Origin of the sequence: Anaplasma phagocytophilum str. Webster (assembly GCF_000964685.1) — a bacterium.
GTDB classification, from domain to species: domain Bacteria; phylum Pseudomonadota; class Alphaproteobacteria; order Rickettsiales; family Anaplasmataceae; genus Anaplasma; species Anaplasma phagocytophilum.
The window spans coordinates 226,432-239,199 of the sequence record NZ_LANS01000001.1 but is presented as its reverse complement, the minus strand read 5'-3'; the positions used below and the strand labels follow the sequence as shown (position 1 = coordinate 239,199).

22 protein-coding genes and 2 tRNA genes are annotated in these 12,768 nt (G+C 43.7%); 21 read left to right on the top strand and 3 right to left on the bottom strand.

Features of this window, described 5'->3' with window-relative positions; genetic code table 11:
• Position 1: 1 nt before the first annotated feature.
• From APHWEB_RS00925 to rlmB, 3 genes are all read right to left on the bottom strand, one after another.
• Positions 2 to 1,681: a 30S ribosomal protein S1 gene (locus APHWEB_RS00925; protein WP_020848819.1), complete on the bottom strand. Its 1,680-nt coding sequence runs from the start codon at positions 1,679 to 1,681 to the stop codon at positions 2 to 4.
• Positions 1,682 to 1,732: 51 nt separating this feature from the next.
• A complete protein-coding gene (gene cmk / locus APHWEB_RS00920; protein WP_020849245.1) occupies positions 1,733 to 2,419 on the bottom strand; it encodes a (d)CMP kinase in 687 nt (228 codons plus the stop codon).
• Between the two features lie 209 nt (positions 2,420 to 2,628).
• Positions 2,629 to 3,405, bottom strand: a complete 777-nt coding sequence (gene rlmB, locus APHWEB_RS00915; protein ID WP_011450412.1) for a 23S rRNA (guanosine(2251)-2'-O)-methyltransferase RlmB — start codon at positions 3,403 to 3,405, stop codon at positions 2,629 to 2,631.
• A gap of 164 nt (positions 3,406 to 3,569) precedes the next feature.
• Here rlmB and APHWEB_RS00910 point away from each other — a divergent pair.
• From APHWEB_RS00910 to rplR, 21 genes are all read left to right on the top strand, one after another.
• Positions 3,570 to 3,652, top strand: a tRNA-Tyr gene (locus APHWEB_RS00910).
• 7 nt (positions 3,653 to 3,659) lie between these two features.
• Positions 3,660 to 3,730: transfer RNA gene (locus tag APHWEB_RS00905), tRNA-Gly, on the top strand.
• Positions 3,731 to 3,784: 54 nt separating this feature from the next.
• On the top strand, positions 3,785 to 4,966 hold the full coding sequence (tuf, locus tag APHWEB_RS00900; protein WP_011450413.1) for an elongation factor Tu: 1,182 nt from the start codon (positions 3,785 to 3,787) through the stop codon (positions 4,964 to 4,966).
• Positions 4,967 to 4,972: 6 nt separating this feature from the next.
• Positions 4,973 to 5,290 (top strand): 30S ribosomal protein S10, encoded by a 318-nt coding sequence (gene rpsJ, locus APHWEB_RS00895; protein WP_011450414.1) that lies wholly within the window; start codon positions 4,973 to 4,975, stop codon positions 5,288 to 5,290.
• Positions 5,291 to 5,321: 31 nt separating this feature from the next.
• The gene (rplC, locus tag APHWEB_RS00890) at positions 5,322 to 5,978 is read left to right on the top strand and encodes a 50S ribosomal protein L3 (RefSeq protein ID WP_044104191.1); all 657 of its coding nucleotides are present in this window, start codon (positions 5,322 to 5,324) and stop codon (positions 5,976 to 5,978) included.
• Between the two features lie 21 nt (positions 5,979 to 5,999).
• The gene (gene rplD / locus APHWEB_RS00885; protein WP_011450416.1) at positions 6,000 to 6,626 is read left to right on the top strand and encodes a 50S ribosomal protein L4; all 627 of its coding nucleotides are present in this window, start codon (positions 6,000 to 6,002) and stop codon (positions 6,624 to 6,626) included.
• Positions 6,619 to 6,909, top strand: a complete 291-nt coding sequence (locus APHWEB_RS00880; RefSeq protein ID WP_011450417.1) for a 50S ribosomal protein L23 — start codon at positions 6,619 to 6,621, stop codon at positions 6,907 to 6,909. Before rplD ends, APHWEB_RS00880 begins: the two co-directional genes overlap by 8 nt.
• Positions 6,906 to 7,736 (top strand): 50S ribosomal protein L2, encoded by an 831-nt coding sequence (gene rplB, locus APHWEB_RS00875; RefSeq protein ID WP_011450418.1) that lies wholly within the window; start codon positions 6,906 to 6,908, stop codon positions 7,734 to 7,736. Before APHWEB_RS00880 ends, rplB begins: the two co-directional genes overlap by 4 nt.
• A 5-nt stretch (positions 7,737 to 7,741) precedes the next feature.
• A complete protein-coding gene (rpsS, locus tag APHWEB_RS00870; RefSeq protein ID WP_011450419.1) occupies positions 7,742 to 8,026 on the top strand; it encodes a 30S ribosomal protein S19 in 285 nt (94 codons plus the stop codon).
• A gap of 2 nt (positions 8,027 to 8,028) precedes the next feature.
• Positions 8,029 to 8,367, top strand: coding sequence for a 50S ribosomal protein L22 (gene rplV, locus APHWEB_RS00865; RefSeq protein WP_011450420.1), 339 nt, complete (start codon positions 8,029 to 8,031; stop codon positions 8,365 to 8,367).
• Between the two features lie 3 nt (positions 8,368 to 8,370).
• On the top strand, positions 8,371 to 9,006 hold the full coding sequence (gene rpsC, locus APHWEB_RS00860; RefSeq protein WP_011450421.1) for a 30S ribosomal protein S3: 636 nt from the start codon (positions 8,371 to 8,373) through the stop codon (positions 9,004 to 9,006).
• Positions 9,007 to 9,018: 12 nt separating this feature from the next.
• Complete coding sequence (rplP, locus tag APHWEB_RS00855) at positions 9,019 to 9,432, top strand: 50S ribosomal protein L16 (RefSeq protein ID WP_011450422.1); 414 nt, start codon at positions 9,019 to 9,021, stop codon at positions 9,430 to 9,432.
• Between the two features lie 9 nt (positions 9,433 to 9,441).
• Positions 9,442 to 9,648: a 50S ribosomal protein L29 gene (rpmC, locus tag APHWEB_RS00850; RefSeq protein WP_011450423.1), complete on the top strand. Its 207-nt coding sequence runs from the start codon at positions 9,442 to 9,444 to the stop codon at positions 9,646 to 9,648.
• Positions 9,641 to 9,871 carry a 30S ribosomal protein S17 gene (rpsQ, locus tag APHWEB_RS00845; RefSeq protein WP_011450424.1) on the top strand — a complete coding sequence of 77 codons (231 nt, stop codon included), beginning with the start codon at positions 9,641 to 9,643 and terminating at the stop codon, positions 9,869 to 9,871. Before rpmC ends, rpsQ begins: the two co-directional genes overlap by 8 nt.
• Before the next feature lie 8 nt (positions 9,872 to 9,879).
• On the top strand, positions 9,880 to 10,239 hold the full coding sequence (rplN, locus tag APHWEB_RS00840) for a 50S ribosomal protein L14 (RefSeq protein WP_011450425.1): 360 nt from the start codon (positions 9,880 to 9,882) through the stop codon (positions 10,237 to 10,239).
• On the top strand, positions 10,239 to 10,553 hold the full coding sequence (gene rplX, locus APHWEB_RS00835; RefSeq protein ID WP_011450426.1) for a 50S ribosomal protein L24: 315 nt from the start codon (positions 10,239 to 10,241) through the stop codon (positions 10,551 to 10,553). The genes rplN and rplX overlap by 1 nt, the downstream gene beginning before the upstream one ends.
• 6 nt (positions 10,554 to 10,559) lie before the next feature.
• On the top strand, positions 10,560 to 11,093 hold the full coding sequence (gene rplE / locus APHWEB_RS00830; RefSeq protein ID WP_011450427.1) for a 50S ribosomal protein L5: 534 nt from the start codon (positions 10,560 to 10,562) through the stop codon (positions 11,091 to 11,093).
• Between the two features lie 11 nt (positions 11,094 to 11,104).
• Complete coding sequence (gene rpsN / locus APHWEB_RS00825) at positions 11,105 to 11,410, top strand: 30S ribosomal protein S14 (protein ID WP_011450428.1); 306 nt, start codon at positions 11,105 to 11,107, stop codon at positions 11,408 to 11,410.
• Between the two features lie 17 nt (positions 11,411 to 11,427).
• Positions 11,428 to 11,829 (top strand): 30S ribosomal protein S8, encoded by a 402-nt coding sequence (gene rpsH, locus APHWEB_RS00820; RefSeq protein ID WP_011450429.1) that lies wholly within the window; start codon positions 11,428 to 11,430, stop codon positions 11,827 to 11,829.
• Between the two features lie 12 nt (positions 11,830 to 11,841).
• Positions 11,842 to 12,384: a 50S ribosomal protein L6 gene (gene rplF, locus APHWEB_RS00815; protein WP_011450430.1), complete on the top strand. Its 543-nt coding sequence runs from the start codon at positions 11,842 to 11,844 to the stop codon at positions 12,382 to 12,384.
• A 16-nt stretch (positions 12,385 to 12,400) separates the two neighbouring features.
• Positions 12,401 to 12,766 (top strand): 50S ribosomal protein L18, encoded by a 366-nt coding sequence (rplR, locus tag APHWEB_RS00810; protein ID WP_011450431.1) that lies wholly within the window; start codon positions 12,401 to 12,403, stop codon positions 12,764 to 12,766.
• Positions 12,767 to 12,768 lie beyond the last annotated feature (2 nt).

Sequence of the window (12,768 nt, the reverse complement as noted above, 5' to 3'; positions counted from 1 at the left end):
CCTATTCTAGAGATAAAACAAGACTATATGACCCTATCATTAAAACTTCTGCTTCTACCCTATCACCAGGGAAAAACTTCTTACCTTCAGGTATGTGCTTTTGTTCTACTAGAACGTTAAAACTCTCTGATCCATCAAATACATCGACCATCACCCCAACGTCTTCCAAAACCTTGGAAACTGTTACAGGGATCCTCTCACCTATACCAACCCTTCTCAAAAGTCCTAAGAAAGGATCATGCTCTATTTGTTTCACACCCAGATCGATCTTATTTCTATTCGCACTTACCATCAATATCTTAGCTTGCAGACAATCCCCGATGTTATACCTCTTCAGAGCACTTTCAGGAGAACCACTCCAACTCAACTCAGTAGAGCGAATTAGACCCTCTATTCCAGAATTTGTATCGTCATCAGTGAGCGATACAAACATTCCGAGGTTCCCTATACTCTTCACCTTAGTATTCACAATAGAGCCAACTGGATGCTTTTCTATGAACGCTTCCCAAGGATTCTCCTTACACCTCTTTATACTAAGACTCATACGATTCTTGGTCGCGTCTATACTAAGAACCTTAACCTCAATTTCTTCACCTCTCATGAACAATTGATTCACAGGCAAGTGACTTCTTACCCAACTTACTTCTGAAACGTGTATCAACCCTTCTACACCCGTCTCCAACTCAACAAAAATACCATAATCCTCAATACTGGTTACAGTACCCTTGTGAATGCTACCTACAGGATATCTTTCCTCTACATTAGCCCACGGACTTTCCTCAAGCTGCTTCACACCCAGAGATATCTTTCTGTTTTCCCTATCAATTCTGATAATTTTCGCTCTCACAGTCTGCCCACAAGAAAATACAGCTGATGGGTGACTTACACGACTCCAAGAAATATCAGTGATATGCAACAAACCATCAACAACACCAACTGTTGGAGATTCATGTATCTCGATGAATACACCGTATTTAGTAATGCTCTTCACCTTACCTTCTACGATGCTGCCTTCTTCCAATGTACTCAGGAAAGAATCTTTAGCGTCTGCAAGTGACTCCTCAAGCACAGCCTTACGTGACACCACAACATTTCCTTGTTTCTTATCCATCTTCAGAATGCGGAACTTCTGCTTCTTACCAAGCAAAGGAGTGATATCCTTAACTTGACGCAGCCCAACATGGCTCGCAGGCAAGAAAGCGACAACACCGCCCACGTCTACTGTGAAACCGCACTTAATAGACCCAAAGATGACACCTTCTATGTCCAAATTCTCAGCAGCTGCCTGCTCAAGCTTTTGCCACAACTCATCCCTTACAGCTTTCTCACGGCTTAGAACTACGCTGCCACTTTTTCCTTCAGTCTTCTCCAAGTAAAGCTTAACTTTCGAGCCAACTTCAATGTCCTGTTTGCCTTCGCCAAGCTCGAACTCCCTGAGAGAAACAACACCTTCAGACTTCAACCCCGCGTCAACAGTGATATACCCACTGTCCTTACAGATTACTGTCCCTTCAATAATCTCGCCTTCCCTCGGTCCTCCATCTAAAAGTTCTGATAGCACATCGGCTAAGTCGGTCTTATCAAGATCTACCTCGTCAAAACCATGACTTACAAACCTATTAGATTGCACTACACTAATGCTACCAGAGGAATTACCCCGCAAACCCACACCTGATGACATAAACAGAGCCCGAAAAACAACGAAAGGCAATGATATACCCTTCGCGTAGTTTTACAAGAATGTTTTTATTTTTTTCATCAATTGGTGCAGCGATATTTCCTTATTTATGTGTGAATTATTCAGATAATAAGCCTCTTTTACGCGCCTTAAAGGCCCTTTACTCCTGCAAGAATCCCTTATATCTCTATTTAACAAACTATAGAACACATTTTTATACATGACCTTCCTAGTGCCATGACGCAAACGCAGCTGTTTATAACGTCTCAGTGCCCTTATTGATGCATACGCTGTAATGAAAATTTTTACATCTGCATCAGGACACACAATTGTAGCGATATCTCTTCCGTCCAAAACAACACCACGTTTTGATGACCGCACAAACTCCTGCTGTATTGGTAATAATGCAGCACGCACTTGGCCATTTCTTGAGATAATAGACGCAGCTTTTCCTACCGCTTCTGATGAGTATTGACTGTTATTTTCCGCAAGCAGGGAAAGCATTTTACACCTATCCTCAGCAGTAATGCATATTTCATAATTTTCAGCAGATGCGGAATGAATATAGTTTTTTGCAAACTCAGCAGCAAAGATTCTATACAGCATACCGGTATCCATATGCACAAAACCCAGCTCAGCTGCTATTGCGCTGGCCATCGCTCCTTTTCCAGAGGAAGAAGGCCCATCTATGGCGATTACTATACGAGGTACAGAATTACCCTCAAGCGAAGTAGCTCCCATTTACTTTAAGCTCGTTAATAGCAAATTGATGACAAGGTATCCATAATGTGAGAGTAGGTGTCAATGTCAAATAACATGCAAATCTATACTATGCTGCACCTAGGAAATTAGCACCTGGAAGAGCAGAGTAAGACATTCTTAATTATTAAAGGAATTAAGCAAGACAACTTACTTTACTGACTGCGAGTAAGTGATCCAGCAAAGGCTATTTAAGATCTCTTGTCTCCCAAAAACACAGAATACATCGCTATTGCAGCTGCATTTGAGACATTGAGACTCTCCATCTTCTCTGACATAGGTATTTTAACCAAGTGATCGCAGTGTTTTTTAGTAAGGTGGCGCATTCCCTTGCCTTCTGCACCTAAAATCACCACTCTTCGCTCACTAAATTCTACTTGATGTAAGCATGTCCCTCCTGAAGCATCAAACCCGTAACACCAGTAATTTTTTTGTTTTAGGTATTCCAGTGTCTTTACTAGATTGCCAATACAAACTACGGGAACGATGTCTATGGCTCCACTAGAAGCTTTTGCCATGCCACAGCTTTCAGAAGGAGAATTATGCTCTGTTAACACAACAGCATCTACATTAAAGCAAGCTGCTGTCCGCAATACTGCGCCTACGTTATGTACATCAGTTACTTCATCAAGAACGAGTATAGTAGAGGTAGGAGCAGCCTCTGTCTGTGCAACTATATCTTCTATGCGAATTAAAGAGCTGGCGTTGCGACCAAATAGCGGGAGCACTTTTAGCAACATGCCTTGATGTATGGCTTTACTTCCCACTAAAGAATCAATCTTTGCGATTTCTACATCGCGTATTCCTATCTTCCTATTTTTAGCTAACTTAATCACAGGATCATTTTTATCTATGAACTTATGAGTAATCAGTAATTCAATGCACACCCTATTAGGATTTTTTAGGGCAGAAAGACAAGCATGTTTTCCATAAATCCATAGATATCTGTTGTCTTTAATGCGATTCATAGTTTTTTATTGTTGTAAAGCCGGTAATTTTTGCTAATTTATGCAGATGTATTGTAGGGCTAAATTTTTTTAAGGCAACTCGGGAAACTTGAGTGGTTTTTTGTATTGCTTTTCTAAATTATATGCTATTACAGACGATGTTGCTTTGGGCTGAGTCTCAGGGAGGAGGGGTGGCCGAGTGGTTAAAGGCAGCAGACTGTAAATCTGCCCACTTCAGTGTACGTAGGTTCGAATCCTACCTCCTCCACGGCTATGCGGGTATAGCTCAATGGTAGAGTAGCAGCCTTCCAAGCTGCCTGTGTGGGTTCGATTCCCATTACCCGCTCGTTGATTTAGGATGTTGTGTAGTGTTGTTATTTCGTTGTTTGGTAGTAAGAGTATGACAGAAGGAAGGAAGCCGCATATAAACGTAGGGACAATAGGGCACGTGGATCACGGTAAGACAACGCTTACAGCTGCGTTAACTACTGTTCTGGCTAGAAAGCTAAGTGGCGCGAACAAAGTGGTGAAGTATGATGAGATAGACAAGGCGCCAGAAGAAAAGGCAAGAGGAATAACAATATCAACAGCGCATGTGGAGTATGAGACTGAAGGTAGACACTATGCGCATGTAGACTGTCCGGGGCACGCTGACTACATTAAGAACATGATTACTGGAGCGGCGCAGATGGATGTTGCGATACTGGTTGTGTCGGCGACAGACGGAGCGATGCCGCAAACTCGTGAGCATATATTGTTGGCGAAGCAGGTTGGTGTGAAAGACATCGTGGTGTGGATCAACAAGTGCGATGTAGTTGAAGATGAGGAAATGTTATCGCTCGTGGATATGGAAATACGCGAGTTATTGAGTCAGTATGGATATGATGGTGATTCTATCGATGCTGTAAGAGGGTCTGCGGTTAAGGCATTGGAAGAAGATGCTGATGGTCCGTGGAGTGATAAGATAATGGAATTGGTAGGTGCTCTGGAAAAGATAGAGCTGCCAATGAGAGAGAAGGATAAGCCGTTTTTGATGTCTGTAGAAGACGTGTTCTCTATACCTGGACGTGGAACAGTGGTTACAGGAAGAATAGAGAGAGGCGTAGTAAGAGTCGGAGACAAGATAGATATTGTAGGTCTGCGTGAATTACAAAGTACGGTTTGTACTGGAGTAGAAATGTTCCATAAGGCATTGGAAGCTGGTGAAGCTGGTGACAATGCTGGGATACTTCTCAGAGGTATAAAGAAGGAAGACGTAGAGAGAGGTCAAGTACTCAGTGCGCCTGGGCAAATGAAGTCATATAAGAAGTTCAAGGCGGAAGTATACGTATTGAAGAAGGAAGAGGGAGGAAGGCATACTCCATTCTTTGCTAATTACCAACCTCAGTTCTACGTTAGAACTACGGATGTAACAGGAAGCATATCGTTACCTGCGGGTGTAGAAATGGTTATGCCTGGAGATAATCTAAGTATAGAGGTAGCGTTGGATAAGCCTGTTGCGATAGATAAGGGGCTTAGGTTTGCTGTGAGAGAAGGTGGAAGGACTGTTGGCTCAGGTATTATTACTGAGATTTTGGAGTAGTTTGTTATGGTAACGCAGAAGATATACATTGAGCTCAAGGCATTCGATCATGGTTTGCTCGACAGGTCTGCTCGAAACATAGTTCTGGTGGCGAAGAGAAGTGGGGCTAAGGTAAACGGCCCTATATTTTTTCCTAGGAGGACTGCGAAGTTTATTGTTAATCGCTCAACTCACGTTGATAAGAAGTCTAGAGAGCAGTTTGAAATTAGGACTCATAAGAGATTGATTAGCCTACCTAAGGCGAATTCTGCAATATTGCAGGCGTTAATGAGTTTGCAATTGCCAGCTGGCGTTGATGTGAAAGTTAAGGTTGTTGGAGGGTAACGTGGCAGCAGGGCATAGGATAGGTTTGTGGATGAAAAAGGTTGGTAGCACCGCTATGTTTGATGCTACTACCGGGTCTAGGGTTCCGGTAACGCTTTTGTTATTGGAGGATACTTTTGTTGTTGGCACTAAGGTTAGTGGCATACATGGTTACGATGCTGTTGTGCTGGGTACGAAGCGTCGTGGTGTTGTGAATAAGCCTCAGGTTCAAGCTTTGAGGAAATTGGGCATTGAGGAAGACTATAAGTTGTTCGAGTCAAGGGTTAAGGCCGTAGGAGATTTGCAGCCTGGTAGTAAGGTAGAGGTGAGTCATTTTTTCAAAGGTCAATTCGTTGATGTGACTGGATATACAATTGGTAGGGGTTTTGCGGGTGTTATGAAGAGGCATAATTTCCGTGGATTGCGTGCTTCTCATGGTGTTTCCATATCGCACAGGTCGCAGGGTTCTACGGGGCAATGTCAAGATCCTGGTCGCGTATTCAAGGGCAAGAAAATGGCTGGTCACATGGGTGATAGTAAGGTGACTATGCAGAATCTCCAGGTGATGCTAGTGGATGAGAAAGAGTCGCTTTTGGTTGTTCGTGGTACTGGTATTCCTGGGGCCGAGGGGTCTTATGTTTTTGTTAGGGATGCTATAAAAAAACCTGTTCCTAAGGGTGAAGCGCTCTCGGAGAGCATGGCTGGTTGAGAAGGGATTTGAGAGCATTGTATGGAAGTTAATATTGTTAACATAGCGAATGAGGTTGTAGGTAGTATTGACCTGAATCCGCAGGTGTTTGGGCTTGAGCCAAGGCGCGATGTGCTTAAAGAGGTCGTAAACTGGCAGCTTGCTAAGAGGCGTGCTGGGACTCATAAAGCTAAGGGTATTAGTGATATTTCAGGTACTACTGCGAAGCCTTATAGGCAGAAGCATACTGGTAGGGCGAGGCAGGGTAGTTTGCGTAGTCCTCAATTTAGGGGTGGTGCGGTGATATTTGGGCCAGTGCCTCGTAGTCATGAGTATTCTTTAAATAAGAAGGTTCGTAGATTGGGGCTCAAGGTAGCTTTGTCGATGAAGGTTGCTGCTAATAAGCTAGTGGTGCTTGATAGTCTAGATGTGGATCTCAAGAAAACCGCGGATGCCAAGGGGGTCTTTGGTAATTTTGCGGGGCATAGTTCGTATTTGGTGGTCTCTGAAAGTTGTAAGGAAGAGGTTGTGCGGGCTTGTCGTAATTTGCGGGGTGTAGACTTATTAAAGTGTGTTGGTATAAATGTTTTAGACATACTGAAGCATGATTGTGTGATATTAACTGTGGATACAGTGAAGTCTCTTGAGGGTAGGTTGAGCAATGAGTGATTGTTTGTCTGTGATCGTTTCTCCTGTAATTACGGAGAAGGTCGTAGCGCTGACTGAGGAAAGCAACAGGTATGCGGTGTATGCTACCGTTGATGCACGTAAGTCTCAGATTAAGAAGGCTATAGAGATGTTGTGTGGCAGTGAGCCCTTTAACATTTGCTCCTTGAGGCTTAAGGGGAAGCAGAAGCGCTGCAAGGGGATTTTAGGAAGAAGAAAGAATAGGAAGAAGGTCTATTTCTCACTAGCTAAGGGAAAGGAGTTTAAGGTTGTGGGGGCGAAATGAGTCTTAGAGTTTTAAATTCTGTTACTCCTTCTCTTAGGGGTACTGTTTTGGTAGATAAGACGGCGCTATGGAAGGGTAGGCCTGAGAAGTCTCTTGTTTCCAGTAGAGTTTCTTCTGGTGGTAGGAATTCTCGTGGTGTTATTACTGTGAGGCATCGTGGTGGTGGGCACCGACGCTTGTACAGAGTGGTAGATTTCAAGAGAAACAAGGAGGGTGTTCCTGCGGTAGTAAAGCGTTTGGAATATGATCCTAATCGTACTGCGTTTCTTGCGTTGATACAGTATGAAGATGGTGAGCTGTCTTATATCCTCGCGCCTAGTGGTTTGAAGGTAGATGATGTCATAATGTCTGGTGCTGGATCTGACGTTCTACCTGGTAATTGTCTTAAGTTATCGATGATTCCTTCTGGTACTTTCGTTCATAATGTTGAGATGAAAGTTGGAGGAGGTGGAATCATTGCCAGGGCTGCTGGTAGTTATGCGCAAGTCATGGGTAGAGATGGCGCGTATGTTATGCTACGCTTGGGCTCGGGTGAAGTAAGAAGGATATTATCTGTATGCAGAGCGACTGTTGGCGTTGTTTCTAATTTGGATAACAGAAACATAAAGTTAGGGAAGGCTGGTAGGAGCAGATGGCTGGGGCTTAGGCCTAAGGTTCGCGGTGTTGCGATGAACCCTGTGGATCACCCGCATGGTGGTGGTGAAGGAAAGACTTCAGGAGGTAGAAACTCTGTAACTCCTTGGGGTGTTCCGACTAAGGGTAAGAAGACCAGAAAGCGTGGTAAGCATAGTGATAAGTATATTAGGGTTTCGTCTGTCAAGAGATAGGTTATATGTCCAGATCTGTTAAAAAGCCTCCTTTTTGTGCGCCGCATGTTCTTCGTTTGGCGAACAGGGTTATAGCGTCTAATAGAACTAGTGTTGTGATTAATATTCACTCTAGGTCGTCTGTAATACTTAATAAGTTTGTGGGTCTCACTTTTGGGGTCTACAACGGTAAAACCTATGTTCCTGTAAAGGTGACTGATAACATAGTGGGACGTAAGTTTGGTGAGTTTTCGCCTACCAGAAGATTTTTGGGGCATGCAGGTGATAAAAAGGTTTCCAGGAAGGGTTAGGTATGTCTATTGTTATTGCTGCTAAGGGCTTGGGGCTTAGGTCTACTCCTGCTAAGCTGAATTTGGTTGCAGATCTTATCAGAGGGAAGGATGTAGCTGTTGCGGCTATGTACTTGAAGTTTTGCAAAAAAAAGGCGGCTTTGCTTATAGACAAAGTTCTAAAGTCTGCGATTGCTAATGCGCGTGCTAATTACGGTGTGGATGCTGATAATTTGTATGTGAAGGAAGTGTTAGTTGGTAAGGCGTTTACTTTACGGAGAGTGCAACCGAGGGCGCGTGGTAGAGCGTGTCGGATTAGTAAGCGCTATGGAAGTGTTGTTGTGAAGTTGTTGGAAAGGTAGCTTATGGGGCAGAAGTCTAATCCCATTGGATTGAGATTAAAGATAGTTGGGACGTGGGATTCACTATGGTATGCCAATAGGGATTATGCGACGAAATTGCATGAGGATCTTCTGTTGCGGAGCTTCGTGAAGAAGACATTTCATCATGCTGCGGTGAGTAAGGTGGTTATAGCCAGAAAGGTGGATGCCGTAATTATCAATATACACTCTGCTAGGCCGGGGGTCATTATTGGTAAGAAGGGTGTTGATATTGACAGAATAAAGCAGAAGATCGCTAAGATGGTGAATCATGAAGTGGAGTTGCATATTGTTGAGGTCAAGAAACCTGATTTGAAGGCTGTCCTGATAGCAGAGAATATAGCGCAGCAGCTTGAGAAGCGTGTTTCGTTCAGGCGTGCTATGAAGAGGGGTGTGCAAAACTGTCTCAAGATGGGGGCTAAGGGTGTGAAAGTTAGCTGTGCTGGCCGTTTAGGTGGTGCGGAGATAGCTAGAACCGAGTGGTATAAAGAAGGTAGTGTTCCTTTGCACACATTTAGGGCCAATATTGACTACAGCTGTGTTGAGGCGAAGACCATATATGGCATAGTTGGTGTTAAAGTATGGGTTTATGTTGGTGATTCAAGGGCTGTGGTCGAGTAAGGAGTTATTGCTATGTTATTTGTGCCGAGGAAGACAAAGCATTCTAAGAGTTTTAAGGGGCGTATTAGCGGAAATACCAAAGGTGGTAGTGAGCTTGCGTTTGGCCAGTGTGGTCTTAAGGCTTTGGAGCCATGCAGGCTTACTTCTAAGCAGATTGAGTCTGCTAGGCGTAGTATATCCAGGAGTTTGAGACGTGTAGGGAAGGTGTGGATTAGGGTATTCTGTCATGTTCCCGTTAGTAAGAAGCCTGTTGATGTGCGTATGGGTAAGGGTAAGGGTAGCACGGAGATGTGGGTATGTAAGGTGCAGCCCGGACGTATCTTATTTGAGATAGGTGGTGTTTCTGTGGAATTGGCTAGAGAGGCTTTCAGAAAAGCGCAGTCGAAGTTGCCGATAAAGTGCAGTTTTGTAGAAGAGGGGTTTTAGGGAAAATCTATGAGTACAGTCGCTGAAATGGAAAAGAAATCTTCTAAGGAGCTGTCTGAGAGATTGGCCGCTTTAAGAAGGGACTTAATTGAGCATATATTTGAAAGCAAGAGTGGTGGTGTTGTAAATGCTGCTCGTCGAAGCGTTATAAAAAAGGAAATCGCGAGGGTATTGACTGTGCTTAGCTTGAGAAAGATAAGGGGAGAGAATGTCTAAGGGAGTTTTGGTAGGTGTAGTCACTGACGCTAGGCGAGATAAGACAGTAAAGGTGTCAGTTTACAGGATGGTTCACCATAAAGTGTATAAAAAGATTGTGAAGAAATGTAGGGTTTATTCTGTGCATGATGAACAGAATAGATGTGCGCGTGGGGATGTAGTTAAGATAAGGGAGCATGTTCCTATATCTGCTACTAAAAGGTGGATTGTAGTTGATGAGTAGGTTTTAGGATGATACAGAAGAATGCCATTTTAGATGTTGCAGATAATTCTGGAGCTCGTAAGGTTCTGTGTATAGGATTCTTAGGGGGCAAGAAGTCTGCTACGGTTGGTGATGTGATTGTTGTATCTGCTAAAGTTGCTGCTCCCAAAGGACGCGTGACGAAGGGTAAGGTATACAAGGCCGTGATTGTGAGGGTCAAGGGGCCGATTCGCAGGTTAGACGGCAGTATTATTAGATTTTCTAGTAATGCAGTGGTTTTGGTCAATGATCAAGGTGATCCATTAGGCACTAGAGTATTTGGCCCTGTAAGAAAATTTCCTGTGGGTGAATTCACCAAGGTGATGTCTTTGGCTGTGGAGGTTTTGTAGTGGCTAAGATTGTTAGTGGAGATGACGTTATCGTTATCACGGGGAGCGATAAAGGTAAGGTCGGGAAGGTTGTAAAGATTCTGAGAAAGGGTGGGCGTGTTTTAGCGAAAGTAGCATCGGTTGCCCTATGTAGGAAGAGTGTTAAGCCGTCAAAGAACAGAGAAGGTGGTATCTTCAGTATCGAAAGATTTATAGATATATCAAATGTTGCTTTTTTTGATAGCGAGGCTGGTGTTCGTACGAGGGTTGGCTATAAGTTTGTCGATGGGAAGAAAGTGCGGTACCTAAAAAGTTCTGGAAGAGTTTTGGATTAGGTTAGTATGTTGGGGAGTTTATCTAAGGACGCGGTGGCCAAGTCTCTTGTTAGTAGGCTTGGTAAGAAGAATGTTATGCAGGTGCCCAGAGTAGTTAAGGTTTGTTTGAATATGGGCATTGGGATTAGTGCTGCGGATAGTAAAGTTATGGATTCGTGTACTCGGGATCTAGCGATGATATCTGCGCAGAAGCCTGTGGTGACTCGTGCTAGGAAGTCCATAGCTGGTTTTAAGATACGTAAGGGGTTTCCGATAGGTTGTATGGTGACCTTGCGGGGCAAGAGGATGTATGAGTTCTTAGATAGGCTTATTAACATTGCTCTTCCTAGGGAGAGGGATTTCAGAGGATTGTCTACTTCGCAGCTAGATGGGCATGGCAACATATCATTTGGTATAAAGGAGCATATATCGTTCTTGGAAGTGGATTATGACAAGATAGATAAGGTTCGTGGATTAGATGTGGTGATAGTGACTACTGCTACGAATGATGCTGATGCGAAAGCCTTGCTCTTAGAGTTGGGATTTCCTTTTATGAATTAGTAGGGGGTAGGGTGTCTAGGAAGTCTGTTGTGCAAAGGAATTTGAAGCGTGTAGCTATTTCTGCGGCGTTGTCAGAAAAGCGTAAGGCTCTTGTGGCTATTATTAAGGATGAGTCTTTATCTATGTCTGAGCGCTTTGCGGCGCAGTTAAAGCTCTCCAAAATGCCAAGGGATTCCTCGTATATAAGGATTAGGAATAGGTGTTTGATTACTGGTAGGCCGCGTGGTTACTATAGGAAGTTCAAGATGTCGCGTATAGTGCTTCGTCAGCTGGGTTCTATAGGTCAGATACCTGGGTTAACAAAGTCAAGTTGGTAATTTAGTGAGGTTTTGTTGTGTCGTTATCGGATCCCATTGCTGATTTTTTAACGCGTTTACGTAACGGGCAAGCGGGTATGAACAAGGTAGTTTATGTTCCCTGTTCTAAGGTAGTGATGGCTGTACTGAGGATTTTGGTTGAAGAAGGCTATATAGAGTCTTTCACTGAAGAAGTCAGGGGTGATTCAGGTATTAAGGTGCTCAAGGTATTTTTGAAGTATTTTAATAGCGCTGCCGCTATTCGGAAGATAGTGCGTGTTTCGCGTCCTGGTAAAAGGGTTTACTCATCTGCAGATAAGATGCCTCGGTTTTATAATGCTCTTGGTATATATATAGTATCAACATCCAAGGGCATAATGTTGGATTCTCATGCGCGGAATGCGGGTGTAGGAGGTGAGATTTTATGTGGGGTTTTTTAGGGAGATTGTGCTGTGTCTAGAGTTGGAGCTATGCCTATAGAGATTCCTGAAGGTGTGCAGGTAAGCGTTGACGAAAGTGGGGTTACTGTTTCCGATGCTAAGGGTAGGACTTCTACTTTTTCCCTGAGCCATGGAATTAAGGCGGTGCTAGATGGCAAGATGCTTATGCTGGTTAATGAGAACAAGCATTCTACCAAAGCAAAGGTGATGTGGGGTTCTTATAGGAGCAACATAAACAATGCGATCAGGGGTATGGCCAGCGGTTTCCTTGTTGAGTTCGAGGTAAATGGTGTTGGATATAAGGTAGTGCATCAAGGTGAATGCCTCTCTATATCCTTAGGTTTTAGTCATAGTGTTAAGTACGTCATTCCTGAGGGTATTGAGGTTAAGTGTACTAAGCCAACGCAGTTTACTATTAGTGGGAGCGACAAAATCAAGGTGCATATGGTTGCCGCGGATTTGTGTTCCATTAGGCGATATGATCCTTACAAAGGAAAGGGTATTTTCGTAAAAGGAAAGTACGTGTACAGAAAAGAAGTTAGTAAGAAAAAGTGATAGAGGGAGTCTGACTATGTCGTTGTTTGATTTGAAAAGAGCAGAGAGGCGTAGGAGGCGTGTGAGGCTAAAGCTTAGGTCTCTGTCCTCTATCCGGCTGTCAGTATTTAAGTCTAATAGGCATTTTTATGCCCAATTAATAGACGACGAAGCTGGTAGGACTGTTGCTGCTGCGTCTACTTTGGAGTCGGAAGTGCTGGCAGTAGCCAGTAGGCGTGTTAATGCGGGGGCTGTTAAGATTGTTGCCAAGCTGCTAGCTGAGCGTATTTCTGGTTTAGATGCAGCGTATCGCAAGTTTGTCTTTGATAGAGGCTCTTATAGGTATATGGGTGTCGTTGCAGCATTTGCTGATGAACTGAGGAGTCTAGGTTTCGAGTTTTAGGA